The organism is Streptomyces sp. NPDC051214 (genome assembly GCF_040682375.1).
In the GTDB taxonomy this organism is placed as follows: Bacteria; Actinomycetota; Actinomycetes; order Streptomycetales; family Streptomycetaceae; genus Streptomyces.
In genome coordinates, this window is sequence record NZ_JBFBAT010000001.1 from 71,160 (window position 1) to 96,684 (window position 25,525).

The following is a 25,525-nucleotide window of genomic DNA, read 5'->3' on the forward strand; positions in this document are numbered from 1 at the left end:
AACACCGGGCCACCAGTCGTGAGAAGAGGCGTCGACGGGGCGCCGAATCACGCCATGCGGCAAGGGAGTTGCTTCGGGGAACAGGGACGTCATCCAGGATGGTGTCGTGAGCACCATCGAGGATCCGATCGCCAAGGCCATCGCGCACACGCTCCTGCCCCGGCGGACCGCGGTACCCCACGCCGCCGCGCGGGACGTGGCGGTGGTCGTCTCGTTGCTGATCCTCCAGACTCTCCTCGCCGTGCTGCCCGCCACCCAGAACGGGCGAGCCCCCGATCTGTGGGGCTGGGTCCTGTTGACCGCCATGCCGCTGACGCTGCTCCTGCGCAGGCGCGCGGTGTGGATCGCGGCCATCAGCGTCCTCCTGCTCAACGCCCCGTACCACCTCCTCGACTACACGCACACCGCGGCGCTCCCGGTGGGGGTCGTCGTGCTGTTCCACCTCGCCATGGCCGGCCCCCCGATCCGGACGCTGCTCACCCTCAGCGGCGCGTTGCTGCTCATGACCGCCGCCGCGCTCGCGTGGGGACAGGCACACGCCGTGCCCGGCATGCTGGGGGACGCCGGCTGGCTGGTCGCCGTCGCGTTGATCGGCGAGGCCCTGCGCATCCACCGCCGCTACGTCGACGCCCTCATCGACCGCGCCGAACACGCCGAACACACCCGCGAGGAGGAGGCCGCCCGGCGGGTCGCCGAGGAACGCCTGCGGGTCGCCCGCGACCTGCACGACCTGCTGGCCCAGAGCATCACGCTGATCGGTGTGCAGACCTCGGTGGCGGCGCATCTGCTCACCGAGGACCCCGCCCGACTCGATCACGTGTCCGTCGCCGAGGCGCTGGAGGGCATCGCCGAGACCTGCCGCAGCGCACGCGGTGAGCTCCGGACCACCCTCGGGACGCTGCGTACGGGCGACCCCGCCCACCCCGACCCGGCAGGCGGAACCGCCGGGGGAACCACCACGCAAACCCTCGACCGGCCGCGGCTGCCCCACATCGCGGGGCTTGCGGACCTGGTGCGCACGGCACGGACGACCGGCGCCCACGTCGTGCTCGACGTGCGGGACGCGGCGCTGCCCCAGGCCGCCACCCCCGCCGAGCCGGTGCCCGCGGCCGTGGAAGCCGCCACGTACCGCATCGTCCAGGAGGCGCTGACCAACGCCGTCCGGCATGCGGGACACGGCGTCCATGTATGGGTGACCGTCGAACACACCGCGGACCGCGAGGCGCTCCGGATCGTCGTCCTCAACGACAGCGACCCGCAACGCACGCCGGCCGGCACCACCGGCGCGACAGCCGGATTCGGCCTGACGGGAATGCGTGAACGCGCCCGCAACGTGGGCGGCACCCTCACCGCCGAGCCGAGCAGCGACGGTGCGGGCTTCGCGGTCCGCGCCCTGCTCCCCCTCGGCGGGTGACCTGAGCGCTTTCCCCGTACGCCTGCCCCTCGACAGCGAAGCCGGGACCGGTTTCCACTATGCTTCGTCGCACAACCGCCCGCGCCGAGATGCGATCCGGTGCTCCCACGCCCGAGAGAAGCTCCGCGACCTGCGTGTCCTTGTAGGCCTATTCGGTTCCGGGGTGTGGAACGTGCCCCGGTGGCAACATGTACAAGTGAGACAACGCCGATCGGAGTGTCATGGACATGGGTCTGAGTCCCGAACCCGATCACTGGTCCCGGGATGCGGCTCATGCGGGTTCGGAGTTCATCGAGCTGCTCGAAGTCATGTGGGAACAGGGACGTGAGGCCGTCCCGACCGGACCCGTGTCTCCGTCCCAGTTGCGCGTGCTGTACGCACTGGACCGCGAGGAGGGCATCAACCTGCGGATGCTCGCCGAGGCCCTTGGATCGGCTCCCCCCTCGGTGAGCCGCCTGTGCGACCGCCTGCAGGCCACGGGACTGATCGAGCGCACGCCCAGTCCGGTCAGCAGACGGGAGCTGGAGCTGCGCCTCACCGGCCACGGCAGGGCCTACCTCGCCGACCTGCGCAAGCGGCGCGAGAGCATCCTGATGGCCACCATCGAGGCCATGCCGCCCAAGGCGCGCCGCGCCCTGCTCGAAGGACTCAGGGGCTTTCGTGAGGTGGCGACAGCATCCGACAAGGACGACGAGGGAGCCAGAACCTGGCGCTCGGTCGGTTAGACCACACCGCTGAGCGCTCAGGCCGGCTCTTCCTCGACCCCTACTGCCGTCCGAACCAGTCGAGGCAGACCACGAGAGCGTCGTCCTCCAGGGGCAGCGTGCCCCGGTACTCCCCGAGATCACGCAGCACCGCCTGCGGCACCTGCGCCGCGGGCAGCAGGCGGTGCGCCGACAGGGACCGCGCCAGCGCCCGCTCCCCGTACCGCTCCCCCGCCTTCGAGACGCTCTCGTAGACCCCGTCGCTGCTCACCAGGATGCGGTCACCCGGTTCCAGCCGCAGACGCTGCGCCACATAGGCCGTCTCCTCGAACATGCCGAGGGGAAGCTGCGCCTCGAAGTCCACGGAATCGACCGTCCGGTCCCGGTACCTCCACATGCGGGGCGATCCGGCGTCGACGACCTCCGCCTCGCCGGTGGCGAGGTCGAAGCGCAGCAGCAGGACGGAGGCGTGCAGCTCGCCGCGGTACTGCGCGTATACGGCCTGGTCGGCGAGGCTGGCCTGGCCTGCGAGGTCGAGTCCCGCGCGGCGGGCATTGCGCAGCGCGCTCACCACGAGGTTGGTGAGGAGCGCCGCCTCCATCCCCTGGCCCATTCCGTTGGTCACGGTGAGCGTCAGGTGCTGCGAGGAGACCGACCAGTCGAAGTTGTCGCCGAAGATCGCGTACGCCGGCTCGAGGTGGGCGCCCAGCTGGAACTCCGGACGCGACACCGAGTGGCCGGGCAGCAGATGCCACTGCATCTCGGCGGCGAGCGTGAGGCGGACGGCCCTGCGCGCGAGGAGGTAGAGATCGGTGTCGCGTTCGGCGACCAGGATCTCGTGGCCCAGCGCCTCGCACACGCGCTGGATCTCCGGCAGGTGCGCCAGTTCGAAGCGTGTCTCGGGAAGGGTGACCGTCAGGACGCCCATGCGGTCCCCCCGGACCGTCACCGGCAGATGTATCGTCGCCTCGCCCTCGCCGCCCTTCGACTCGACGCGAGGCTCCTGGGCGCCGAAGGCCCTGCCCTGCGGACTGTCATGGATCGACACCGGCTCGGTGGTGTAGGGCACTTCCTCCACCATCTGGAGGGTGGTCAAGCCGTAGTCGGCGAGTCGGAGTTCCACCCTCTCGGCGCCGTACTCCTCGCGCAACGCCCCCGTCACGACATCGAGCAGCAAATGGGGTGCCGCGTTGCGCAGCGCCCGCTCGACGGCAGCGAATCTGTCCACGTGATCCTGCTTCTCGTTTAGCCACGCCGAATTGAGGGCCCGGCCGACAGCGTCCCCGCTCCGTCGGCCTTCGGCGTTTGGGGACATGCACACAGTGCAACACGGCCCGCCCGAAGAGTCACTCCGGTGGCCGGGGCTGCCAGGTTTGGGCGTATGCCAGGCTGAAGCCGGGCAACCCCTCACATCGTACGATGCACGCAGACAACTATTTCCCCACAGCAAGAAAATTTGGGTCAACGCACATGCCTGCCTTAAGCCGGGGCAGGGGCGGTACGAGGAAGCTTCGTAGACCAGGGGAGGTAGAGACATGTCACTGATCTCTGAACAGGCTGCCGAGACCGCATCTGCGGACGAGATGCCGGCCACGCTCGATACGCATGCCTCGGCCGAGGCGTCAGCCATCGAGGGTGATCTGCCGTGGATCGAGGACACGGACAAGGTCGCCCCCAAGGATGCCCGGGCGCTGTCGAAGATGTTCTTCGACCGGCTGCAGACCTTGGAGGAAGGCACGCACGAGTACCAGTACGCACGCAACACCCTTATCGAGATGAACCTGACGCTGGTGCAGTTCGCGGCCCGCCGGTTCCGCAACCGCGGCAACGGCGACATGGAAGAGATCATCCAGGTCGGCACCATCGGCCTGATCAAGGCGATCGACCGGTTCGACCTCAGCCGTGAGGTCGAGTTCGCCACGTTCGCCGTGCCGTACATCCTCGGCGAGATCAAGCGGTTCTTCCGCGACACCACCTGGGCCGTGCATGTGCCGCGCCGCCTCCAGGAGTTGCGTGTGGAGCTCGCCAAGGCCAAGGAGGAACTCGCCGCGCATCTTGACCACGACCCCACCGTCAAGGAGCTCGCCGAGTACCTGGACCTGACCGAACAAGAGGTCATCGACGGCCTCGTCGCCTCGAACGGCTACACCGCGGGCTCCCTGGAGGCGCCCACCGACGGCGGTGAGGGCGCGGCCACGCCGACGCGCACGCTGGCCGATGTGATGGGCGGACCCGACCCGGCCATGGAAGCCGTGGAGAATCTGCACACCCTGGCACCGCTCCTCGAAGGGCTCGACGACCGGGAGCGCCGCATCCTCGAACTGCGCTTCGGCCAGGAGATGACGCAGTCGCAGATCGGCTCCGAACTCGGCGTCTCCCAGATGCACATCTCCCGCCTGCTGACCGGCACCCTCAACAAGCTCCGCAGGGGCATGCTGGCCTGACGTCACCGCCGACCGGCGTTCTTTCCCCCACACCCCTCATACCCCTCATACCCCTACCGACACGGCACCACCTGCGGGCCTCGGGGCGCCATCAGCGCTCCGGGGCCCTTGCTGCTCCCTCACACAGGTGCGTCGGCAGAACACTCCGGGACGTGAGCCTCGCCTCACTCGGAGTCAGATTGATCCGATCTTCCACGGGCACACGGGCGAAGCGATGGACGCACCGCGCCCCGAGAGAGGATGCTCATGCTGCTGGCACACCCCGTGGTCCTGGCGGATCTGGTGGAACGTTACAAGGCCCTGGCCGTGCTGCGGGCCGACCAGGGAAGCCCCGAGAGTCGCCAGGAGTACCAAGACGTCGCCTACAGCCTGTGCCTGGCCACCGGCACCAGCGACATCGACGCCGCCCTGGTGGCCGCCAGCCATCAACTGCCCGGCGCCCGCCCCACCGACGACTCCCTCCTCTCGGGCGAAGTCCTTCTCTGACGCATCCAAGGGGTGCCGCCCACCCGGCGGCACCCCCGTCACCCGGCCTGGCCCGACCGCTGCGGGACCACCGTGTACTTGGGGTCCTGCGCCGAGGCGACACCGGCCGCGAAGATCCCGAAGCGCGTGCAGGCCGAACCGGCGAGCAGGGCCACACCGCTGGCCACGGCTCCCGCGCGGCTGCGACCGCCCACCACCAGCGCCCCGGCAGCCCCCGCCACAGTGAGCCACCGGGCGCACCTCATCAACTGCCCCGCACGGCCCTGCCGGTAGGTCTCGGCGACCATGCCGAGCCGTTCCTCGGCCGCCCGCACCGTCGCCACGTCAGCCGCCGCGGCCAGCGCCGCGGCACAGCGGGCCGGGGCCGACTCCTTCAGGGGGCCGGTCACCAGGGCCATGCCCGACGCGGCGGCCGTGGCGGAGGCGGTGAAGACGTAGGGCAGTTCGCGGTGCGCTCCGTGCCAGGCGGGCACCGCGGTGTCGGCGGCCAGCACAGCGGTGTACGCCGCCACGACCGGGCCGAGCACGGCGGCCGCGCCGGTCGCCACCGCGCCGGTCCTGGGCAGGCGCCCGGTGGTCGCGCAGAGGGCCGCCGCCCCCGCGGCCGGCCCGTACGCGGCAAGGAGCCAGGACCCCACGCTCATCGGCGAGGTCGGCTTGAACACCCGCAGCATGTTCGGGAAGCGGCTCGGCACTCCCAGATCGTGGATGAGCGCGGCCGCCGCCAGCGACACGGCCCCCAGCGACGACACCTTCATCGCGGTGGCCGTGCTCCCCCGCCCGGTCAACTGCGCCCCGGCCGCCAGCACGGAGCCACCGCCCGCGAGGCCGCCGAGGAAGAAGTATCCGGCGATGTCCGTGGCGGACCAGGACGGCGCCTTGATGACCGGCCTTCCGTAGTACGAGGCGAACTCGGCCTCCGGCACCATGAGTTGCTCACCCCGGCCGCCCCGACGGCCTCGGCCTCCACGGCGGCGGCTCATCGGACCCCCCTCCTTCGTGCCAGGGCGGGCAAGGCGAAGGACAGGGCGAAGCCGCCGAGCAGAGAGGCCGCGGCCGCGCCCGCGTGTTTCCACATGGCGGGAAGGTCCCTGGTGGTCACCACGGGGTCAGGCGGCAGCCCGTACACCTCGGGCTTGTCGAGCAGCAGGAAGAAGGCGCCGTCGCCGCCGACTCCGTCGTCCGGGTCGTCCCCGTACAGATGGGCGCCGGTCACGCCCGCCTCGTGCAGTTGGTCGACGCGCAGCGCGGCCCGCTCGCGCAGCTCGTCCAGCGGCCCGAACTGGATGGACTCGGTGGGGCAGGCCTTGGCGCAGGCGGGCTCCTGTCCGGCGCCGAGCCGGTCGTAACACATAGTGCACTTGAACGCCCGGCCGTCCGAGGGGCGTTGTTCGATGACGCCGTACGGGCAGGCGGGCACGCAGTAGCCGCAGCCGTTGCAGATGTCGTCCTGGACGACGACCGTGCCGAACTCTGTGCGGAAGAGGGAGCCGGTCGGGCAGACGTCCAGGCACGCCGCGTGCGTGCAGTGCTTGCACACGTCGGACGACATCAGCCAGCGGGTCTCTCCCATGCCCGGCGCCGCACCGTCCCCGCCGCCGCCGTCCGCGAGCGGAAGCTGCGTACGCCCCTGCGGCTCGGGCGCCGTCTGTTCGATGAAGGCCACGTGACGCCAGGTGGACGCGCCGAGGCCCTGGGTGTTGTCGTAACTCATCCCGGTCAGGGAGAGCCCGTCCTCCGGGAGCGCGTTCCACTCCTTGCAGGCCACCTCGCAGGCCTTGCAGCCGATGCACACCGAGGTGTCGGTGAAGAACCCGACCCGCGGGGGCGGCTCGGGATGGCCGGCATCGCGCGCCGGGTCGGGTTCCGGCCCGCTCAGCAGGTGGCGCTCCGTCATTTCCTGGCCTCCGTACCCGTGGTCGCGGTGATGCCGGCCCGCCTGCGGTACTCGCCGACCAGCTCGGGCAGGTCGGGCCCGCGCGGGCGGCGCCCCGGCCGGATGTCCGCGGTGAGGGCCTTGTCCTCCTGGATGTGGGCGTTGGGGTCAAGGGCGATGGCCACCAGTTCGTTGGCCGCGTCCCCGGTCGCCACGCCGTTGGGGCCCCAGTGGAAGGGCAGGCCGATCTGATGGACCGTGCGCCCGTGCACGGTGAGGGGCTTGATCCGTGCGGTCACCATGACCCTCGCCTCGATCGCGTTGCGGGCCGTGATGATGGTGGCCCATCCGGCGTGTTCGAGGCCGCACTCCGCGGCGAGCTGCGGCGAGACCTCGCAGAAGAACTCGGGCTGCAGTTCAGAGAGGTAGGGCGACCAGCGGCTCATGCCGCCGGCCGTGAAGTGTTCGGTGAGCCGGTGGGTGGTGACGATGTAGGGGAAGACGTCGCTGCCGGGCTCGTCCCCGCTCGGGTGGTAGCGATTGCCTTCCCGCGACAGCAACTGCCGTACCGGAGAACGCGGAGTGGAGGGATAGAGCGCGTTGGGGAACGGCGAGTCCTGCGGTTCGTAGTGGGTGGGCAGCGGGCCGTCCTCGAGACCCGCCGGTGCGTACAGCCAGCCCTTGCCGTCGGCCTGCATGATGAAGGCGTCGTCGCCGCGCAGCGCGTCGACCCCGGTCGCGCCCTTGGGCGGTACGTGGTCCGGGGCGCGGTCCGGCACGAAGTCCGGGACATCGTGCCCCTTCCACCTGCCGTCGGTCCCGTCCCACCAGACATAGGCCTTGCGGTCGCTCCACGGTGTGCCGTCAGGGGCGGCCGATGCCCGGTTGTAGAGGATGCGGCGGTTGGCGGGCCACGCCCAGGCCCACTCGGCGGCGACCCAGTCCTGCTCCTTGCCGGGCTTGCGGCGGGCGGCCTGGTTGACGCCGTCCGCGTACACCCCGCAGTAGATCCAGCAGCCGCACCGCGTCGAACCATCGTCCTTCAGCTCCGTGTACGCCGACAGCGGGGCACCGTCGGCGCCTTGGCCGTTGATCTCGGCGAGCACCGTGGCGGCCACCGGCTCCTCCTGCGGCCCCTCCACCGGGTAGTCCCAGGTCAGGTCGTGCACGGGCTGGTCCATCGGGTCGCTGGACCCGGCCAGTTTCGCCTTGATGCGCCGGCCCAGGTGGTACATGAACCACAGGTCGCTGCGCGCGTCGCCGCGCGGCTCGACCGCCGCGTGGTGCCACTGCACCCAGCGGTTGGTGTTGGTGAACGAACCGGACTTCTCGGTGTGCGCGGCGGCGGGAAAGAAGAACACCTCGGTGCCGATGTCCTCGGTGCGCATCTCTCCCGTCTCGATCTCGGGGCCGTCCTGCCACCAGGTGGCGGACTCGATCAGCGAGAAGTCGCGGACGACGAGCCATTCCAGGTTGGCCATGCCGAGGCGCTGCAAGCGGGTGTTGGCGGAGCCCACCGCGGGGTTCTCGCCCATCAGGAAGTAGCCCTTGCAGACGCCGTCGAGCTGCGCCATGACCGTCTCGTACGTGGAGTGCGAGCCGGTCAGGCGCGGCAGATGGTCGAAACAGAAGTCGTTCTCGGCGGTGGCCGCGTCGCCGTAGTAGGACTTCAGCAGGCTCACGAAGTAGGCGCGCATGTCGGCCCAGAAGCCCTTGTCCGTACGGCTGGCGTCGATGAACGCGTCGAGGGTCTGGCGCTCGTGGGCGTGCGGCATCGGAAGGTAACCGGGCAGCAGGTTGTAGAGGGTGGGGATGTCGCTCGACCCCTGGATGGAGGCGTGTCCGCGCAGCGCCTGGATGCCGCCTCCGGGGCGGCCGATGTTGCCGAGGAGCAGTTGCAGGACGCTGGCGGCCCGGATGTACTGCGAGCCGACCGAGTGCTGGGTCCAGCCCACCGCGTAGGCGAACGCGCTGGTCCGTTCACGGCCGGAGTTCTCGGTGAGGGCGTCGCAGACCCGCAGGAAGGTCTCGCGCGGCACACCGCAGCTCTCCTCGACCACCTCGGGCGTGTAGCGGGCGTAGTGCCGCTTGAGGATCTGGTAGACGCAGCGCGGATGGGTCAGGGTCTCGTCGCGGGGCGCCTCGCCGCCCGTCTGCGCCCCTCCCGATCCGTGCGTCTCGGGTTCACCTGATTCGCGTACGCGCTTCTCGTACTGCACGTCGACGTCACCGGCGGGCGCCTGCACCTCGACGCCCTCGTACTGCCAGCTGGACGGGTCGTAGTGGCGCGATTCCTCGTCGAGGCCGGAGAAGACGCCGTCCAGGTCCTCGGTGTCGCGGAAGTCCTCGCCGACGAGCGTGGCGGCGTTGGTGTAGGCGAGGACGTACTCCCTGAAGTCCTTCTCCTCGGTCAGGACGTGGTTGATGATCCCGCCGAGGAAGGCGATGTCGCTGCCCGCCCTGATCGGTACGTGCAGATCGGCGAGGGCGCTGGTGCGGGTGTAGCGCGGATCGACGTGGATGACGCGGGCGCCGCGCGCCTTGGCCTCCATCACCCACTGGAAGCCCACGGGGTGCGCCTCGGCGAAGTTGGAACCCTGGATGACGATGCAGTCGGCGTGCTGGAGGTCCTGCATGAACGTGGTCGCGCCGCCTCGGCCGAACGAGGTGCCGAGGCCCGCGACCGTGGAGCTGTGGCAGACGCGGGCCTGGTTCTCCACCTGCACCACGCCGAGCCCCGTGAGGAGCTTCTTGATGAGGTAGTTCTCCTCGTTGTCCAGGGTCGCTCCGCCGAGGCTTGCGATGCCCATGGTCCGGGCGGTGCGCAGGCCTTGCTCGTTCTCCCACTCCCAGGTGGCGCGCCGTGTCTCGATCACCCGTTCGGCCACCATGTCCATGGCCGTGTCGAGGTCGAGCGGTTCCCAGTCCTTGGCGTACGGGCGACGGTGGAGGACCTGGTGCCGTCGGGCGTCCCCGGTGGTGAGCTGGAGCGTCGCCGAGCCCTTGGGGCACAACCTGCCGCGGCTGACGGGCGAGTTCGGGTCGCCCTCGATCTGGACCACCTGCTCGTCCTTGACGTAGATCTCCTGCCCGCAGCCGACCGCACAGTACGGACACACCGAGGAGACGACCCGATCAGCGGTGTCGGTGCGCGGCCGAATGTGTTCCGTGTGCCCGGACATCGCGGCCCGCCCGCGGCCCAGCGGGTCCTTCTCGGACAACTGCCGGTAGACAGGCCATCGGCTGATCCGCCTGCGCACGCCCATGGCACGTCCTTCCCTGCGTCCGTGGCGCCCGCGTCCGGCGACGGGCACCTGCTCCAGGCTCGCCCAGTACGGCCGGGGCGGCGAGCCGGGCGACTTGCCGGTGCGTGCGTCCAGGTACCCGTGAACGGCCGGTCGATACCTGCCCGAGGGCCCGTCGCCGACGGTTGTGTGCGCATGCCCTCAACTGCGTTTTGTTTCCCCTCCGAGTCCAGGGGCAGGCGGACTTCGTGCTTCGGACCGGAGGCGCATTCGCGGGGAGCGGTATGTCTTCTCCCGTCGGATGTCCGGCTCCGGACCACTCCGTTCCTCCGCGGTCACCTGCCCGCCCACCGCTTAGGAGCGATTCCCGATGCTTACCGATCTCAACGCACCCGCCGCCCGCCGTCCCCAAGGCCCCCGGCGCATCCACGAGGACGCTCCCGACACCGCGGCGGCCTTCGCGCGGCTCGCCCGTCTCGACGGCGGACCCGAGTACGACCTGCTCTGCGAGGAGATCGTGACGGCCTGGCTGCCGATGGCGCACCGGCTGGCCAGCCGCTTCCGCAACAAGGGCGAGAACCTCGACGATCTGCGGCAGGTCGCCGCGATGGGCCTGATCAAGGCGGTCAACCGGTACGAGCCGGAGCGCGGCGCCTTCGAGAGCTATGCCGTGCCCACCATCACCGGTGAGCTGCGCAGGCACTTCCGCGACCGTATGTGGGACGTACGGGTGCCCCGGCGCGTCCAGGAGCTGCGCAACAAGGTCCGGGTCGCGCGCCGCGACCTCATGGACCGGCCGGGCAGCGACACCGAGCCCAGTTCGGCGGACGTCGCCGCGCAGGCGGGGCTGTCCGAGGGCGAGGTCCGTGAGGGGATGGAGGCCATGACGAGTTACAGCGCCCTGTCGCTGGACGCCGAGATGTCCTTCGACCCCGACGGCTTCAGCCTGGCCGACACCCTGGGGTCCACCGATCCCGCCTACGACTGCATCACCGACCGGGAGGCCGCCAAGACGGGTCTGCGCCGGCTGCCGGAGCGTGAACGGACCATCTTGTACCTGCGCTTCTTCGAGGACATGACGCAGAGCAGGATCGCCGAGGAGCTCGGCATCTCCCAGATGCACGTCTCCCGTCTCATCACCACCAGCTGCGCCCGTGTGCGCGCGGAAGCCGTCCGTGGAGAGGACGGCGCCGGGCACGCTCAGGCCGCGTGACCGCGGGCGCGTGAACCACGCGCTGCCCGCGCCGAGTCCCTGGGGCGCCAGGGCCGCCCCAGGGACTCCGCAACAACCGCTGCCCCGCCCGTCCGAGGCCGTCCGCGTCCAACCCGGCCGAGCGCACACCTCCTTACCGGCGAGTAGTATCGCGAGCCACGCTGCCTGTGATGCCGAGCCGTCTGGAGACCCCGTGTCCGTGTCGCCACCTCGCCCTGAGCTCCACTCCTCGCCCGAGCTTCTCCGCATCGGCCGAGGAGTCCGGCGATGACCCGTGTGCAAGTCGGCTCGCTCGTCGAGGACTTCACCCTGCCCGACGAGACGGGCACGCCCACGTCCCTCGCGTCACTCCTTGCCGAAGGCCCGGTCGTGGTGTTCTTCTACCCGGCGGCCATGACTCCCGGCTGCACGGCCCAGGCCTGCCACTTCCGGGATTTGGCGGCGGAGTTCGCGGCGGTGGGCGCCAGGCCGGTGGGGATCAGCTCGGACGCGGTGGAGCGCCAGAGCGAGTTCGCGGGGCGGCACAGCTTCGGGTTCCCGCTGCTGTCCGACCCGGAGGGCGTCGTACGCGGCCGGTTCGGCGTGGCACGCGGCTTCGGCCCCCTGCCGACCAAGCGGACCACCTTCGTCATCGGCACCGACCGCCGCGTGATCGAGGTGGTCCGCAGCGAGTTCAGGATGAGCGCCCACGCGGACCGGGCACTGGCGGCGCTACGCTCCGCCGCCGGTCAGTAGGTCCGTCTCGGCTCGACGGAAGGCGGCCAGGCCGCTTGCGCCGCGTGCGCCGTGGGATACGTGGGGAAGATCTGGCTCAGGCCCACCAGGGCGAGGATGCGGCTGATGCGCCCCGGCACCGCTGCCAGGGCGATGGCAGCGCCGACGGCGAGGGCATGGTTGCGGGCGGCGATCAGTGCGCTGATGCCGCTCGAATCGCAGAGAGTGATGCCCGCCAGGTCGATGACGAGCTGTTGGCCCGGTTGTAGGGACAGTCCGGGCAGGACCGCGCGGAGCTGGGAGCAGCTCTCGTGGTCGAGTTCCCCCGTCAGTTCGACGACGGGCCCCGCGGCGGTGGTCCGGGTGCGGACGGCGAGCCGGGTCACCGCTGCTCTTCGCCGGTCGGCAGGGGCACGCTGATGGCCAGGACGGCGGTGTCGTCCTCGACGCCGGAGCCGAAGGTGTCGAGCAGGTCGCGGATCGCGGCGACGGTGGCCGGGGCGGTCGTCGGTGCCAGCGCCTGGGTGAAGCCGAGGAGGGCTTCGTCCCCGTAGCGGTCGTCGTCGCCGTTCGAAGCGGTGTGGGCTTCGGTGAGGCCGTCGGTGTACAGCAGCAGGGTGTCGCCCGCCGCGAGGCAGATGGTCGTGGTGGCGATGTGCGCGTCGGGCAGGACCCCGACGAGCTGACCGCCGGGGGTGGGCAGCGGGTCGGCGCTCCCGTCCCCGCGCATGAGCAGGGCCGGGGGGTGACCGCCGCTGGCCAGGGTGACGCGGAAGCCGCCCCCGTCGGGATCGGGGGTGAGCAGTCCGAAGATGACCGTGCAGAAGCGGGGGTCCTCGCCGTTGTACTCGTGGTTGAGGACGGTGTTGAGGTTGGCGAGGACCGCGGCCGGATCGGGGTCGTAGACGGCGGCGGCACGCAGGGTGTAGCGGGCCAGGGAGGTGATGGCCGCGGCGGCGGCGCCCTTGCCGCACACATCCCCCAGGAACAGTCCCCACGTCCCGGCCGCGAGCGGGAACAGGTCGTAGAAGTCGCCGCCGACCATGTCCGTGGAGGCGATGTGGTAGTGCGCGGCCACCTCAAGACCCGGCACGCTCACCAGCGCCGGGGGCAACAGGGTCTGCTGGAGGACGGCGTTGAGTCGTTTGAGTTCCTCGCGCTCGCGTTCCGCTTCCTGCCTGGCACGCAGCAGTTCGGTCTCGTACGAGCGGCGGTCGCGTGCGTCGAAGACGGTGGTGCGGATGAGCAGCGGCTGCCCGTCGCTGCCGGTCTTGACCGTGGAGGTCACCAGGACGGGCAGGCGGCTGCCGTCGGCCGTCCTGAGTTCCAGGGCGACACCGCTGATCTCGCCCTGCATCTGCAGCAGGGGCCCGAAGTGCGTCTCGTGGTAGAGCCGGCCGCCCACCGTCAGCAGGTCGGAGAACGTCTTGCGCCCCACCAGGTCGTCGCGGGCGTATCCGAGCCAGTCGAGCAGCGTCGAGTTGATCTTGGCGATGGTGCCGTCGAGGAGCGTGGAGAGGTACCCGCACGGCGCGTGCTCGTACAGATCCTCGACGCTGTCCTCCAGCAGAGCCGAGAACGCCGCGGAGTCACCCGCGGGCTGCTCATCGGGATGTTCCTCGGGCTCCGAGGGCTCGCCGCCCCCGCCGTCACTCGTCCTGCTCATCATCACGCGCCTCCGACGAAATCGATGATCGCGGCGGCCGTCTCCTCCGGTGCGGCGAGCTGGGGGCAGTGGCCGGTCGCGTTCAGGGTGACGAGACGGCTGCCGGGGATCCGGTCGTGGACGAAGACGCCGACCTCCGGGGGCGCGATCGCGTCATGGGAGCACTGCGCGACCAGCGTGGGCACGCCGACCTTGGCGAGGTCCTCGCGGTTGTCGGAGAGGAACGTGACGCGGGCGAAGACGCGGGCGATGTCCGGGTCGGTGCGGCAGAAGCTGTTGGTCAGTTCCTCGCCCAGTTCCGGCCGCTCGGGATTGCCCATGATCACCGGAGCCATGGCGCCCGACCAGCCCAGATAGTTCGCGTCCAGCGAGCCGAGGAGTTCGTCGATGTCCTCGGCGCTGAAGCCGCCGCGATACCCCTGGGCCGGATCGTCGATGAAGGACGGCGACGGGGCGAGCAGCACCAGACCGGCGAACGCCTCCGGCTCCCGCGCGGCGGCAAGGACACCCATCATCGCGCTCACCGAGTGGCCCACGAACGTCACCGGGCCGAGCGCCAGCTCACGGCAGATCTCCAGCACGTCTTCCACATAGCCCTCGAGCGAGGAATAGCGTTCCTCGCTCCACGCCGACAGATCGGAGCGTCCGGCTCCGACGTGGTCGAAGAGGACCACGGTGTGATCGCGCTCCAGGAGCGGCACCACGAGCCGCCACATGTTCTGGTCGCATCCGAACCCGTGCGCCAGCATCACCACCGGCCCTCCGGCCCGGCCGGTGACCGTCACATGATTCCTGCTCGCTGCCGCCATGGGCCACATCGTCGCAGAATCCCCGCCGTCTGCTTCATCGAAGACGCCGTACGGCCCGTGCCTGGTCACGCCCTGTACCACCACCGCGCCAGCCGGCGCATCGCCCCACGAGGCCCGCGCCGCACGCATGCGCCGCGCGTCCGCACGTCATTCCGCTTGTGACGGGTACGCACACAAAGCGCGGGGTGTCCCCGCCGTGTGTCTGTCACCATGTTCTCGACTGCACTCGCTGATGCGGCGCGGAGCCCGGATGCTCGAACAGATCATCGATCCTGGACTGAGCAGAATGTGACGCGTCCAGCAGGGTAGGTGAGCAGGAAACGGGGACGCGGGACGAAGGTGGAGAGGAAATGGAGACAGTCGGCAGTGGCGGCAAGGGGTCGACGGCAGCGCAGCCCATGGCGGTCGCCGTGCCGTTGAACGACGGGGACTCCTCCATCGCGGAAGCACGCCACCTCGCCCTCGACTTCCTCACCCGCGCCCAGGCGGACCAAGAGGTCGTCATCTCCGCCCGCGCGATGGACCTGACCCAACTGGTGGTCAGCGAACTGGTGACCAACGCCCGTAAATACGCCCCCGGACCGATGCTGATGGAGCTGCGCATCGTGGACGACGCGGTGGCCGTGACCGTGCACGACAGCGCCCGTACGCGCCCCGTCGCACGCTCCGAGGACCCGCACAGAATCGGCGGGCACGGCCTGGAGATCGTCAAGGCCGTCGCCCAGGACTTCCACGTCCAGCTCGAACCGGCGGGCAAGCGCGTCACCGCCCACATCGCCCTGACCGGGGAGCCGGCCACCGGTGTCCGTGGCGCAGGCATTCACCACAGCGCCCACTGATCGGCCCACGGCGCGAGGCCGGAGCTCTCGCCCTTCGTAGGCCGCAGGAGTGACACACGCGACGGCCGGGTACATGAGGCACCTCGTGGAACGGCGAGCGCGCTAGGTATCTGTACGAAACGTATCGAAACGTAGCTGAGCGCGCTCTCCCCTGCCTGGAAGGAGACCCCATGCCGGACAAGGCAACGGACGTCGTGGAGCTGATCCTCGACGATCACCGTCGGATGGAAGAACTGTTCCGCGCCATGCGCAGCGTGGAGGCCGAACGGGCACAGGCCCTCAAGAAGTTCGCCGACCTGCTCATCGCGCACGCGCTCGCGGAGGAGGCCGAGGTCTACCCCGCCCTCAGGCGCTACCGCAACATCGACAACGAAGAGGTCGAACACGGCGTCGAAGAGCACGAGGAGGGCAACGAGGCGCTCCTCGCCCTCCTCGAGGTGGACGACGTCGGCTCCGACGACTGGGACGAGAAGCTGGAGAAGCTCGTCGAGGCGGTGACCCACCACACCGACGAGGAGGAGCGCACGATCCTCAACGGCGCACGCGAGAACGTGGCCATGGAACGCCGCGAGGAGTTGGGAACCGCCTTCACCAAGGAACGCGACAAACACCTCAAGGCGGACTGCGGCAGCATCGACAATGTCCGCCGCATCGTGAAGGACTGACCTTCTGAGGGCCTTCGCCCGGAGCTGTTTCATTCGCGTGGCGGCCAGCCATCGCGGCCCGAACGGTTAAAGAACACTCCATGGAAGAAAACGCGGCCGACCATTGCGTGCGTGTCCGGGGAGCCAACGAGCACAACCTGCACAACGTGGACGTGGACATTCCCCGGGACGCGATGGTCGCCTTCACCGGCGTCTCCGGCTCGGGCAAGTCCTCGCTCGCCTTCGGCACGCTCTACGCCGAGGCCCAGCGCCGGTACTTCGAGTCCGTCGCGCCCTACGCCCGCCGACTGCTGCAGCAGGTCGGCGCGCCGCACGTGCAGGAGATCACCGGACTGCCGCCCGCCGTGGCGCTCCAGCAGCGCCGCGGGGCGCCCAGCTCGCGGTCCACGGTCGGCACGCTCACCACGCTGTCCAACCTGCTGCGCATCCTCTACTCCCGGGCCGGGACCTATCCACCGGGCGCCGAACGGCTGGAGGCTGAGGCGTTCTCGCCCAACACCACGGCCGGCGCCTGCCCCGAGTGTCACGGGCTCGGCGTCGTGCACGACGTCACCGAGCAGCTGCTCGTCCCGGACCCCTCGCTGAGCATCCGGGACGGCGCCATCGCGGCCTGGCCGGGCGCCTGGCAGGGCGCCAATCTGCGCAGCATCGTCAGCGCCCTCGGCATCGACATCGACAGGCCGTGGCGCAGGCTCAAGAAGAAGGACAGGGAGTGGCTGCTCTACACCGACGAGCAGCCGTCCGTGCTCATCGAGCCCGAGCCGGGGCGCATCGACTACGGCTACTACGGCAAATTCTGGAGCGCCCGCAAGCACGTCATGCATGTCCTCGCCGACTCCAAGAGCGAGCGGATGCGCGACCGCGCCATGCGGTTCGTCCAAGGTGTGCCCTGCCCCGCGTGCGAGGGCAGCGGCTTGCGGCCCGAGGCGCTCGCGGTCACCTTCGCGGGCCATTCCATCGCCGAGGTCAACGCGATGCCGCTCGCCGAGGTCGCGGACCTGCTGCGGCCCGTCGCGGAACTTCCGGAGGCCTCGGCCGCGACCTCGTCCGCCGGGTCCGGGGAGAGCACCGAGGTCGCCGTACGGATCTGCGCCGACGTGGTCGCACGCGTCGAGGTGCTGCTCGGCCTCGGGCTCGGCTACCTCAGCCTCGGCCGCCGCTCGACGACCCTCTCCCCCGGCGAGGCGCAGCGCCTGCGGATCGCCACCCAGCTGCGCTCGGGGCTGTTCGGCGTCGTCTACGTCCTCGACGAGCCGTCCGCGGGGCTGCACCCCGCCGACGCGGAGCCCCTGCTCGACGTCCTTGACCGGCTGAAGGCCGCGGGCAACTCACTGTTCGTCGTGGAGCACGACATGGACGTCGTACGGCGGGCGGACTGGGTCGTCGACATCGGTCCCGGCGCCGGCGAGGCGGGCGGACGCGTGCTCTACAGCGGTCCGGTCGCCGGTCTCGAGAAGGTCGAGGAGTCGGCCACCAGCAGCTATTTGTTCAAACGCGCCGAGCCGGTGGCCCATCGCCCCCGCAAGCCGCAGGGTTGGCTGCGGCTTCGCGGGGTGTCCCGGCACAACCTGCGGGACGTGTCCGTGGACGTGCCGCTCGGCGTGCTGACGGCGGTCACCGGCGTCTCGGGTTCCGGGAAGTCGACGCTGGTCACACAGGTGCTCGCCGAGGTCGTGCGCGGCCACCTCGGGCTCGCACCCGAAGAGGACGAGGACCACGCGGAGCACGGTACGTCGGACGAGGCGGCGCTGGAAGTCGACGTACGGGACGCGGAGGGCGTCGAATCCTTCGACCGTCTCGTCCGCGTCGACCAGCGGCCCATCGGCCGCACCCCCCGCTCCAACCTGGCGACGTACACCGGCATGTTCGATGCCGTGCGCAAGCTGTACGCGGCGACGGACGAGGCCCGGGAGCGCGGCTACTCGCCCGGCCGCTTCTCCTTCAACGTGGCCGAGGGGCGGTGCGAGACGTGTCAGGGCGAAGGGTTCGTCACGGTCGAGCTGCTGTTCCTGCCGGGGACCTACGCCCCGTGCCCGACGTGCCACGGCGCGCGATACAACGCCGAGACCCTGGAAGTGACCTACCGGGGCAAGCACATCGCGGACGTGCTCGCGCTGTCCGTCGACGACGCCGCCACGTTCCTCGCCGATGTGCCCGCCGCCTTCCGAAGCCTCGAAACGCTGCGTGAGGTGGGCCTGGGATATCTGCGGCTCGGCCAGCCTGCGACGGAGCTCAGCGGCGGGGAGGCCCAGCGCATCAAGCTCGCCACCGAGCTCCAGCGAGCCCGCCGCGGTCACGCGCTCTACCTCCTCGACGAGCCGACCGCGGGCCTGCACCCCGCGGACATCGCCCTGCTGCTCCGCCAGCTGCACCGGCTCGTCGACGCCGACAACACGGTCGTCCTGGTCGAGCACGACCTCGACACGATCGCCACCGCCGACTGGGTCATCGACCTCGGTCCGGGCGGCGGCGACGCGGGCGGCCGGGTCGTGGCGACCGGCACTCCCGCCAAGGTCGCCCGGTCACGTCGCAGCGCCACCGCCCCCTATCTCGCGCCGCGCTTGCGGCGCTCCTGAGCGGGGCCGCCGCGGACGGTCCTCGGGCGTCTCGTCATCCGGCCCGCCCGGCCCGACGACGGACCGATCGGTTAGAAAGGAGTGATCATTCGAACCCACCCAGAGGTCGTACGCCCATGCCCGCCGCCGCAGCCCCCTGGCTGCTCCTCGCCGTCTTCTCCGGCACCCTGATATCCCTGCAAGCGCGCATCACCGGTGAGCTCGCCGCCGGGCTCGGCGGCGACGGTTTCGCAGCCGCGGTGATCTCGTTCGGCTCGGGATGCCTCGTACTGACCCTGGGGCTCCTCGTCCTGCGCGGGCCGCGCCGCGGGGTCGGCCGGGTGCTCGCGGACGTACGCGACAGGCGGCTCAGGTGGTGGCAGGTGCTCGGCGGCTTCGGAGGAGCTGCCTTCCTGCTCGCGCAGGGGCTGACCGTCGGAGCGCTCGGGGTCGCACTGTTCACGGTCGCCATCGTCGCGGGCCAGGTCACCGGGGGCCTGCTCTTCGACCGGATGGGGCTCGGCCCCGCCGGACCCCAGCGGCCCACACGGCGCAGGGTCGTCGGCGCGGTGCTCGTGCTCGCGGCCGTGGGCCTGTCGATGGCGGACAAACTGGGCGGCGGTTTCCCCTACTTGATGCTGGTGCTGCCCCTGGTCGCGGGCGTGTGCGTGAGCTGGCAGCAGGCGGTCAACGGACACGTGAAGAACGCCGCCGGGTCCGCGTACACGGGGACGTTCTTCAACTTCGTCGCCGGAACCGCCGCGCTGAGCACGATCTTCCTGGTGCACGCCGTGGCCGTCGGGGTGCCGTCCCGCCTGCCGACCGAGCCCTACGTCTATCTGGGCGGCCTGGTCGGCATCTCCTTCATCACCATCGCGGTCGCCACGGTGCAGAGACTCGGCGTCCTGCTCCTCGGACTGTGCACGATCACCGGCCAGTTGGTCGGTTCACTGGCCCTGGATCTGCTGCTGCCGCACGGCGACACACACGTCACGGCGGCCACCGTCGCGGGCGTCGCGCTGGCCCTGGCGGCGGTGGCCCTCGCCGCGCTGACGGGCACGCGGACGGGCCGGGTCGTCACTTCGGGCAGCGTGGTGCGCACCGCGGACGCGGAGCAAGCGGACGGCCGCCTCGGCGCACCGGTCAGCCCGGGTCCACATCGGTCTGCAGCAGATTGTGATCCGAGTACGAGGTGAGGTGCACGCGGTGCCTCAGCGGTGCGATGCCTCGCAGGAAGACGTAGTCGAACTTGCTGAGCCAGTCGGTGGTCGGCTTGCAGGTGCCGGCGGACGAGGGACGGCACTGCTCGTCCGTGTCCGCCGCCAGGTCCCATATCCGGGAGAGTTCGGGAGCCTCCGGCACGGCGTTGAAGTCGCCGAGCACGATGGCGCGATCGTGCCGGGCGACGGCGGTGGCCAGGACACCGACCTGGTCCGCCCGGACCTCTTCCTGCTGCCGCTGGGCGAGGTGGGTGTTGAAGACCCGCACGGACCGCCCGCCCACCGTCGTGGTGACCGCCATGTATCCGCGGTCCTCGGAGCCGCCGTCGGGGTACTCCACGTTCACGCGGTCGGTCATCGGCGCCGCCGAGAGGACCGCCTGCCCGAAGCCTCCCGGGCTCCAGGGCACTCCCCCACAGCGGCCCCAACTGCTCAGGACCGAGCCGTACTCGACGTGGTAGACCAGCCCGTGCAGGTACTCCAGGTAGTCCCGGATCCGTTGGACGTCACCCACGCACGCCTCCTGCAGACCGATGACCTGGGGCGCGTACGAGGCGATCTCCGCGGCCCGGTCCACATCGCTCTCCTCGCAGGGATTGCAGATGTTCCACGTCATGACCCGGTTCGGCACGACGTCCCGGACGGCCTCGACGGGCCGCGATCCGCCGAAGAGGGCGTCGCTCGGTGCGCTGGGGCCGATGAGCGCCAGGCAGGCCAGGGTCATGGCGCCCGCGAGCAACCTCGTGGACCTTGCGCGCACCATCGCCTCCTCGGTGTGGATGCACAGCGCATCCGTCCTCTCCACGCACGAGGTTAAGGGAGAGGCGCTTCACGAGTGGGGCATCATCCGGTACATCTCCTTGTAAGCGTTCTGTCTCGTGAGTGTTCAGGACGCGCAGCGGGACCCCGGCGACTTGATCGGACGAAAGCCTAGTGACGGGTGCACAGCCATGGCGGACACGTACTACACGACGGAACAGTGCCCGAGCTGCGGCCGTCACACGGACGGCCTCTCCAACCGTTTCACCTGCACGGTCTGCGACACCGTCTGGACCTCCGGGGTCTCCGAGTCGGTCGTCACCATGGGCCCGCTGGACACGACGATCCTCTGTCCGCCTAGACGCGCCTGACATCCTCCGTCCTGGCCTGTGCGATGAGGAGCGCGATGTCGTCGGTGGTGTCCCCGTCGCGCAGGGCCTCCAGGAGGTGGGTGCAGGTGGCCTGTAGGGGGCCGCTGTGGCCGAGGAGGCGAAGGAGCTCGTCCAGGCGTTCGTCGATGGTGTGGTGGCGGGTCTCGACCAGGCCGTCGGTGTAGAGGACGAGGCGGTCGCCGGGCCGCAGCTCCAGCTCGATGGTGCGGTACTGCGCGTGCCCGACCCCGAGGGGGGTGCCCTCGGGCAGTGTCAGCAGGCGCGGGGGGCCGCCATGGGGGATCAGTACGGGGGGCATGTGGCCGGCGTTGGCGATGTGGCAGGTGTGACGGTGCGGGTCGTAGACGGCGTAGACGCAGGTCGCGATGTGGGTTTCCAGTCTGGCGGTGGTCGTGTCGAGGTGGCGCAGCACTTCGTCGGGGGGCATGGCCAGGTCGGCGAAGGCCTGGGTGGCGGTGCGCAGGCGGCCCATCGTCGCGGCGGCGTCGATGCCGTGGCCCATGACGTCGCCCACGACCAGTGCGGTGCGGTCGCCGTCCAGGGGGATGACGTCGTACCAGTCGCCGCCCACCGCGCACGAGATCTGGGCCGGCTGGTAGCGGGAGGCGATGTCAAGGCCGTGCAGCGGTGGCGGAGGGCCGGGCAGGAGGCTGCGCTGGAGGGTTTCCGCGGTGAGGCGGATGCTCTGGTGCCAGCGGGCGTTGTCGATGGCGATGGCGGCCCGGTGGGCGAGTTCTCCGGCCAGCAGGACATCGTCGTCGTCGAACGGTTCCGTGTTGCGGGCGCGCACCAGGTCCACGGCTCCCAGGACCTCCTGGTGGGCGGTGAGCGGCACCGCGAGATAGGAGTGGACGCCGGAGCGGGCCAGGAGCCGCGCGGCGTCCGGGTCGCGGGCGATGTGTTCCAGGTCCGCCGCGCTGACGTCCGGCACGAGGACGGGCCGGCCGGTGCGGACGCAACGCGTGATCAGACGGTCCGCGCGGTACGAGGCCAGGTCGCCGAGCTGGTCGGCGGCCAGGGCCGCCTCGGAGGGATAGGCCCTCGCCAGGCCCAGCGCCCTGAACCGGCGCGGTCCGTCGCGATCGGCGCCGTGCCGCAGCTCGAGAGCGGAGTCGAGGATGTCCACCGCCGCGCTGTCGGCCAGGTCGGGCACCATCACGTCGGCCAGTTCCTGGGCGGTCCGCTCCACCTCCAGCGTCGTGCCCACGCTCGCGGCGGCGGTGGCGAGCAGGGCGAGTCTGCGGCGTCCCCGCTCCGCCTCGGCCTCGGCACGGTGGCGTTCGGTGATGTCCACCACCGAGTTGGCCACCCCCATCACCTGCCCGTGGGCTCCCTCCAGGCGGTAGTACGACACCGACCAGGCGTGGTCGTGGTCCGGGTCGGCGGGGGTGCGGCCCACGACGTAGCGGTCGATGACCGGTGTCCCGGTGGCGAGAACCTCGCGCAGGCAGGACTCGATCGTCTCGACGTCGAGGAAGGTGAGGATGTCTCGGGGGTGCCGGCCGATGTGGTCGGCCGCAGACAGTCCGTTGATCCGTTCCAGTGCGGGGTTGACCAGGAGATAGCGCAGTTCGTGATCGAGCAGCGCTACCCCCATGGGCGACTGGGACACCAGCTTCTCGCACAGCGCCAGGCCCGTCTCCATACGGTGGAGCACCTGCCGCCCGGCCGCGATACCGAGTGCGTAGACCTCCCCGCCTTCGTCGAGCAGCCGCATGTTGCGGAACTCCACGAGTCGGTTGACGCCGTCCTTGTGGCGGACCGGGAAGGCCCCCGCCCAACTCGTCCCGGTGGACATCACCTCGGCGAACAGTCCGGCCGCCATGTCGCGGTGCCGCTGGTCGACGAGCAGGTGCGCGGCGTAGCGTCCCAGCGCCTCCTTGGCCGTGTAGCCGAAAACCTCTTCGGCCTGCGGGCTCCACAGCACGATGCGCCCCGAGTGGTCCAGGACAACCGCGCAGACGCCCAGCAGGTCCATGAGCCCGCCCGGCGGCACGGTGGCACCGAGGCCGTCGGCGGTGGATTCCGCTTCGCTGTCGCGCATGACGAACGCCTCCCGCCTCGCGCGCCCTGCCCATCGCCGGGACACGGCCCTTCCATGCTCACCCGCGCCTGACCGCAGCACGACCCGGCAGGGCTGTTGCGGCTGATGCCGGAGCGGATACGGGCGGCACCCCCGGCATATTTCATAACCCATAAGGCCTGGCCAGAGGCCTACTGAGCCCCCAGGGGCATATGCCAGAACCCGCCAAAGATGCCGCGCCAGTTCGCCCGGGGAGGCCGAGAAACCGCATGTGATCCAGAGCCGGTACGGTCGACATGACCCGAGCGTCGAGCCGTGGCGCAGCCGCCGGATCGTGTGTGTCCGCACGGCGATCGGCAACTGCCCTTTGCTCGAACGTCATTTCCGGTACGCCTGGGCGAAACTCCGTCAGGGCGGGCGGTGTTGGAGCGACGGCATGGCAAGGAGACGAGAGATCGCTGCACAAGTCGAGGGCCTCGACACCTCACGAGAGTCACCTCACGAGAGCCCTCCGGCCGCCCACCCCCGCACCGCACGCGCCGAGCCGTCGGCACGGAGCCGCATCATGCTGCTGCGCGCCCTCGACGCGGAACCCGTGGCCGCGGCTGCTCGCGCGGAACCCGTGACGGCTGCCGCTCTCACTCCAGAAGACGCATTCGACGCTCTGTACGTCTACGCCGCCCCTGGATTGATCCGCCAGGCACACGTCCTCACGGGGAGCCTCCGGCTGGCCTTCGAGTCCGCGGAACACGCGTTCCACCGGGCGTGGGACCACTGGCCCGAAGTCGCCCGGGACACCGACCCGGTGGGGTGGCTGCGCATCCAGACGCACGCCTACGCCCTGTCACCTTGGCACCGCTTCCGCAGACTGTTCCGCCGCCCCTCCCCCGCCCCGGTCGACCCGCTGCTGCGCGCGATACGCGAACTCCCTCCCCGGCAGCGCCGCGCGCTCGTACTGTGCGACGGGCTGGGCCTGAGCGTGTCCGAAGCGGCCGCCGAGACCGAGGCCGGTACAGCCGCCACCCGCAACAGACTGCTGCACGCGCGGGCGGCTCTCCACGAACTGCGCTCCGCCGAGCCGTGGGACGCCACGCGCGACTCGCTCGCCGTGTTCCTCGAAAGCATGTCGGGCAGCACCGTGAGTCACCCGGTTTCTGTACGCGAGGACAGCGAACGCCGGATCCGCATGCTCACGCGCACCGTCTATACAGCGGTGGCGGTCCTCATCGCCCTAGTCGCTTACACCATCGCGACCACGCCGTGACGGTTAGTCCGCGGCGGCCTCGCGGTACTGGGCGTTGAGGCGCTGGGCCTCTTCCAGTTGCTCCTCGAGAATGACGATGCGGCAGGCGGCCTCTATGGGCGTGCCTTGGTCGACGAGTTCACGGGCCCGTGCGGCGACGCGCAGTTGATAGCGCGAATAGCGGCGGAACGCCGGGACGCGTGGAGGGGCCCGGGTGCCATATCTGCACCCGGGCCCCGAAGGAACTGCTACACCATCTGCCGACCCTGATACTGCGTCGGCCTTCTGTTTCCGTAGGCCCGACCGAACTGCCGCCGGGGGTACGGGGATCGCGGTTGCTTGACCGAAGACCACCTCACTATCGATGTCCTGCGGTACCCGGACTCAAAATGCCGTCCGGGCGATCCTGATGGCGCCGTGCTCCTCCGTTCTATCCCTCTGATCTTTCTGAGCGGGAACTGCACACTGCTGTTACTGCGTATTGCCCTACTGCGTACTGCTTGTGCCTGTCGTAGCGCCACTCTTCGGCAGCCAGCCCCGTCGCCCCTCCTGCATCTGCTCTGGCTTAGAACCCCACTGCCGAACTTCCCGGTACGCGCGCCCGCAGCCGACGCCTTTACCGAGGGACCACTGACCGACACTGCGTTTCCTGCAACCTGCGATACCGCTCATGGCGGCCCCTGATCACTGCGGGCCACCCGGTCCGGTCGTCAGCCCCGTCGCCGTCCTGCAACCGCTCTGGCTTCGAAACTCCACCACCGCACCGTCCTGCGAACTGCTGGTAGTGCTCGTACTGCCTGTACTGCTGCCCGGCAGTTCGTGTCTGCCGGGCCTTGCTCGATCTCGGCTACGAGAGAAACCATAACCACACCGATCCCCAATGTCTACTCCGGCCGACATAGATTTCCGCGTGTCGGACAGACAGGTAGTCGATGTCGTTCAGGGTCGGAGCAAGGGGTGCGCGGCGCCTTCAGGCCGCGGGGGCCGACTTGGCTCCGAGGCGGACAGCGCCTACGACTGCGGCGACTCCGAAGGCGGCGACGGCGGCTGCGAGGGTCACGGCGTCGGGCGCTCCCGCGCCGATCGTGGCTGCTGTGGTACCGCCGATCGCGGCCGTCGAAACGGCGGTCAGAGCGGTGAGGCGCCTGGGACTGGGGAGAGCGATCATGGGGGTTCCTTCCGTATTCGTGGCGTCGATGGGTCTCGTGCCGCCACCACGACTGTGGGGTTCGCGTACCCGCAGACACCATGAACAGGC

The 25,525-nt window shown here is 70.3% G+C and carries 21 protein-coding genes and 1 pseudogene; 11 read left to right on the forward strand and 11 right to left on the reverse strand.

Annotation, left to right across the window (positions count from 1 at the left end):
- Window positions 1–106: 106 nt before the first annotated feature.
- Both AB0M70_RS00315 and AB0M70_RS00320 read left to right on the forward strand, forming a co-directional pair.
- Window positions 107–1,414 carry a histidine kinase gene (locus AB0M70_RS00315; protein ID WP_365814714.1) on the forward strand — a complete coding sequence of 436 codons (1,308 nt, stop codon included), beginning with the start codon at window positions 107–109 and terminating at the stop codon, window positions 1,412–1,414.
- A 227-nt stretch (window positions 1,415–1,641) separates the two neighbouring features.
- Window positions 1,642–2,139, forward strand: coding sequence for a MarR family transcriptional regulator (locus AB0M70_RS00320; RefSeq protein WP_365814716.1), 498 nt, complete (start codon window positions 1,642–1,644; stop codon window positions 2,137–2,139).
- Window positions 2,140–2,179: 40 nt separating this feature from the next.
- Here AB0M70_RS00320 and AB0M70_RS00325 read toward each other — a convergent pair whose 3' ends face one another.
- Complete coding sequence (locus AB0M70_RS00325; protein WP_365814718.1) at window positions 2,180–3,346, reverse strand: PP2C family protein-serine/threonine phosphatase; 1,167 nt, start codon at window positions 3,344–3,346, stop codon at window positions 2,180–2,182.
- Between the two features lie 355 nt (window positions 3,347–3,701).
- Here AB0M70_RS00325 and AB0M70_RS00330 point away from each other — a divergent pair, with 355 nt between their 5' ends.
- Together AB0M70_RS00330 and AB0M70_RS00335 are read left to right on the forward strand one after the other, a co-directional pair.
- Window positions 3,702–4,562: an RNA polymerase sigma factor SigF gene (locus AB0M70_RS00330; protein ID WP_365816215.1), complete on the forward strand. Its 861-nt coding sequence runs from the start codon at window positions 3,702–3,704 to the stop codon at window positions 4,560–4,562.
- Window positions 4,563–4,808: 246 nt separating this feature from the next.
- Window positions 4,809–5,048: a DUF5133 domain-containing protein gene (locus AB0M70_RS00335; protein WP_365814720.1), complete on the forward strand. Its 240-nt coding sequence runs from the start codon at window positions 4,809–4,811 to the stop codon at window positions 5,046–5,048.
- Between the two features lie 38 nt (window positions 5,049–5,086).
- Here the strand turns inward: AB0M70_RS00335 and nrfD are convergent, their stop codons facing one another.
- The 3 genes from nrfD to fdh are packed head-to-tail and all read right to left on the reverse strand — an operon-like array spanning window position 5,087 to window position 10,190.
- Window positions 5,087–6,031 (reverse strand): NrfD/PsrC family molybdoenzyme membrane anchor subunit, encoded by a 945-nt coding sequence (gene nrfD, locus AB0M70_RS00340; protein ID WP_365814722.1) that lies wholly within the window; start codon window positions 6,029–6,031, stop codon window positions 5,087–5,089.
- The gene (locus tag AB0M70_RS00345; protein ID WP_365814724.1) at window positions 6,028–6,945 is read right to left on the reverse strand and encodes a 4Fe-4S dicluster domain-containing protein; all 918 of its coding nucleotides are present in this window, start codon (window positions 6,943–6,945) and stop codon (window positions 6,028–6,030) included. The genes nrfD and AB0M70_RS00345 overlap by 4 nt, the downstream gene beginning before the upstream one ends.
- The gene (gene fdh, locus AB0M70_RS00350) at window positions 6,942–10,190 is read right to left on the reverse strand and encodes a formate dehydrogenase (protein ID WP_365814726.1); all 3,249 of its coding nucleotides are present in this window, start codon (window positions 10,188–10,190) and stop codon (window positions 6,942–6,944) included. The genes AB0M70_RS00345 and fdh overlap by 4 nt, the downstream gene beginning before the upstream one ends.
- A 349-nt stretch (window positions 10,191–10,539) precedes the next feature.
- Here fdh and AB0M70_RS00355 point away from each other — a divergent pair, with 349 nt between their 5' ends.
- Together AB0M70_RS00355 and AB0M70_RS00360 are read left to right on the forward strand one after the other, a co-directional pair.
- Window positions 10,540–11,382, forward strand: a complete 843-nt coding sequence (locus tag AB0M70_RS00355) for a SigB/SigF/SigG family RNA polymerase sigma factor (RefSeq protein WP_365814728.1) — start codon at window positions 10,540–10,542, stop codon at window positions 11,380–11,382.
- A 267-nt stretch (window positions 11,383–11,649) separates the two neighbouring features.
- Window positions 11,650–12,117, forward strand: a complete 468-nt coding sequence (locus AB0M70_RS00360) for a peroxiredoxin (RefSeq protein ID WP_365814730.1) — start codon at window positions 11,650–11,652, stop codon at window positions 12,115–12,117.
- On the opposite strand, the gene AB0M70_RS00365 is transcribed toward AB0M70_RS00360, so the two are convergent.
- From AB0M70_RS00365 to AB0M70_RS00375, 3 genes are read right to left on the reverse strand one after another with little or no spacing between them, the layout of a single operon-like run.
- Window positions 12,111–12,482, reverse strand: a complete 372-nt coding sequence (locus AB0M70_RS00365) for an STAS domain-containing protein (RefSeq protein ID WP_365814732.1) — start codon at window positions 12,480–12,482, stop codon at window positions 12,111–12,113. The two genes, AB0M70_RS00360 and AB0M70_RS00365, sit on opposite strands and share 7 nt — an antisense overlap.
- A complete protein-coding gene (locus tag AB0M70_RS00370) occupies window positions 12,479–13,762 on the reverse strand; it encodes a SpoIIE family protein phosphatase (protein WP_365814734.1) in 1,284 nt (427 codons plus the stop codon). Before AB0M70_RS00370 ends, AB0M70_RS00365 begins: the two co-directional genes overlap by 4 nt.
- A 2-nt stretch (window positions 13,763–13,764) precedes the next feature.
- Window positions 13,765–14,571, reverse strand: coding sequence for an alpha/beta hydrolase (locus AB0M70_RS00375; protein WP_365814736.1), 807 nt, complete (start codon window positions 14,569–14,571; stop codon window positions 13,765–13,767).
- A gap of 350 nt (window positions 14,572–14,921) precedes the next feature.
- Between AB0M70_RS00375 and AB0M70_RS00380 the strand changes: the two genes are divergently transcribed.
- The 4 genes from AB0M70_RS00380 (at window position 14,922) to AB0M70_RS00395 (ending at window position 19,826) form a co-directional block, all read left to right on the forward strand.
- Window positions 14,922–15,410 (forward strand): ATP-binding protein, encoded by a 489-nt coding sequence (locus tag AB0M70_RS00380; protein ID WP_365814738.1) that lies wholly within the window; start codon window positions 14,922–14,924, stop codon window positions 15,408–15,410.
- A 170-nt stretch (window positions 15,411–15,580) separates the two neighbouring features.
- A complete protein-coding gene (locus AB0M70_RS00385; RefSeq protein WP_365814740.1) occupies window positions 15,581–16,075 on the forward strand; it encodes a hemerythrin domain-containing protein in 495 nt (164 codons plus the stop codon).
- Between the two features lie 80 nt (window positions 16,076–16,155).
- Complete coding sequence (gene uvrA, locus AB0M70_RS00390) at window positions 16,156–18,651, forward strand: excinuclease ABC subunit UvrA (RefSeq protein ID WP_365814742.1); 2,496 nt, start codon at window positions 16,156–16,158, stop codon at window positions 18,649–18,651.
- Window positions 18,652–18,767: 116 nt separating this feature from the next.
- Window positions 18,768–19,826 carry a DMT family transporter gene (locus AB0M70_RS00395; RefSeq protein ID WP_365814744.1) on the forward strand — a complete coding sequence of 353 codons (1,059 nt, stop codon included), beginning with the start codon at window positions 18,768–18,770 and terminating at the stop codon, window positions 19,824–19,826.
- On the opposite strand, the gene AB0M70_RS00400 is transcribed toward AB0M70_RS00395, so the two are convergent.
- Window positions 19,774–20,613: an endonuclease/exonuclease/phosphatase family protein gene (locus AB0M70_RS00400; protein WP_365816217.1), complete on the reverse strand. Its 840-nt coding sequence runs from the start codon at window positions 20,611–20,613 to the stop codon at window positions 19,774–19,776. The genes AB0M70_RS00395 and AB0M70_RS00400 overlap by 53 nt on opposite strands.
- 353 nt (window positions 20,614–20,966) lie before the next feature.
- On the reverse strand, window positions 20,967–23,045 hold the full coding sequence (locus AB0M70_RS00405) for a SpoIIE family protein phosphatase (protein ID WP_365814746.1): 2,079 nt from the start codon (window positions 23,043–23,045) through the stop codon (window positions 20,967–20,969).
- A gap of 415 nt (window positions 23,046–23,460) precedes the next feature.
- Here AB0M70_RS00405 and AB0M70_RS00410 point away from each other — a divergent pair, with 415 nt between their 5' ends.
- Window positions 23,461–24,288 carry a sigma factor-like helix-turn-helix DNA-binding protein gene (locus AB0M70_RS00410; protein ID WP_365814749.1) on the forward strand — a complete coding sequence of 276 codons (828 nt, stop codon included), beginning with the start codon at window positions 23,461–23,463 and terminating at the stop codon, window positions 24,286–24,288.
- Window positions 24,289–24,291: 3 nt separating this feature from the next.
- Here AB0M70_RS00410 and AB0M70_RS00415 read toward each other — a convergent pair.
- Window positions 24,292–24,453, reverse strand: a pseudogene (locus AB0M70_RS00415) (MerR family transcriptional regulator); the annotation flags it as partial.
- 784 nt (window positions 24,454–25,237) lie between these two features.
- Window positions 25,238–25,435 carry a hypothetical protein gene (locus tag AB0M70_RS00420; RefSeq protein WP_365814751.1) on the reverse strand — a complete coding sequence of 66 codons (198 nt, stop codon included), beginning with the start codon at window positions 25,433–25,435 and terminating at the stop codon, window positions 25,238–25,240.
- Window positions 25,436–25,525: the final 90 nt, after the last annotated feature.

Excerpts from the sequence above, each read along its gene's own strand:
- AB0M70_RS00320 (WP_365814716.1), top strand. The coding sequence starts at position 1,642 with ATGGGTCTGAGTCCCGAACCCGATCACTGGTCCCGGGATGCGGCTCAT.
- AB0M70_RS00330 (WP_365816215.1), top strand. The coding sequence starts at position 3,702 with ATGCCGGCCACGCTCGATACGCATGCCTCGGCCGAGGCGTCAGCCATC.
- AB0M70_RS00335 (WP_365814720.1), top strand. The coding sequence starts at position 4,809 with ATGCTGCTGGCACACCCCGTGGTCCTGGCGGATCTGGTGGAACGTTAC.
- nrfD (WP_365814722.1), bottom strand. The coding sequence starts at position 6,031 with ATGAGCCGCCGCCGTGGAGGCCGAGGCCGTCGGGGCGGCCGGGGTGAG.
- AB0M70_RS00345 (WP_365814724.1), bottom strand. The coding sequence starts at position 6,945 with ATGACGGAGCGCCACCTGCTGAGCGGGCCGGAACCCGACCCGGCGCGC.
- fdh (WP_365814726.1), bottom strand. The coding sequence starts at position 10,190 with ATGGGCGTGCGCAGGCGGATCAGCCGATGGCCTGTCTACCGGCAGTTG.
- AB0M70_RS00355 (WP_365814728.1), top strand. The coding sequence starts at position 10,540 with ATGCTTACCGATCTCAACGCACCCGCCGCCCGCCGTCCCCAAGGCCCC.
- AB0M70_RS00360 (WP_365814730.1), top strand. The coding sequence starts at position 11,650 with ATGACCCGTGTGCAAGTCGGCTCGCTCGTCGAGGACTTCACCCTGCCC.
- AB0M70_RS00370 (WP_365814734.1), bottom strand. The coding sequence starts at position 13,762 with ATGAGCAGGACGAGTGACGGCGGGGGCGGCGAGCCCTCGGAGCCCGAG.
- AB0M70_RS00375 (WP_365814736.1), bottom strand. The coding sequence starts at position 14,571 with ATGGCGGCAGCGAGCAGGAATCATGTGACGGTCACCGGCCGGGCCGGA.
- AB0M70_RS00380 (WP_365814738.1), top strand. The coding sequence starts at position 14,922 with ATGGAGACAGTCGGCAGTGGCGGCAAGGGGTCGACGGCAGCGCAGCCC.
- AB0M70_RS00385 (WP_365814740.1), top strand. The coding sequence starts at position 15,581 with ATGCCGGACAAGGCAACGGACGTCGTGGAGCTGATCCTCGACGATCAC.
- uvrA (WP_365814742.1), top strand. The coding sequence starts at position 16,156 with ATGGAAGAAAACGCGGCCGACCATTGCGTGCGTGTCCGGGGAGCCAAC.
- AB0M70_RS00395 (WP_365814744.1), top strand. The coding sequence starts at position 18,768 with ATGCCCGCCGCCGCAGCCCCCTGGCTGCTCCTCGCCGTCTTCTCCGGC.
- AB0M70_RS00400 (WP_365816217.1), bottom strand. The coding sequence starts at position 20,613 with ATGGTGCGCGCAAGGTCCACGAGGTTGCTCGCGGGCGCCATGACCCTG.
- AB0M70_RS00405 (WP_365814746.1), bottom strand. The coding sequence starts at position 23,045 with ATGCGCGACAGCGAAGCGGAATCCACCGCCGACGGCCTCGGTGCCACC.
- AB0M70_RS00410 (WP_365814749.1), top strand. The coding sequence starts at position 23,461 with ATGGCAAGGAGACGAGAGATCGCTGCACAAGTCGAGGGCCTCGACACC.
- AB0M70_RS00420 (WP_365814751.1), bottom strand. The coding sequence starts at position 25,435 with ATGATCGCTCTCCCCAGTCCCAGGCGCCTCACCGCTCTGACCGCCGTT.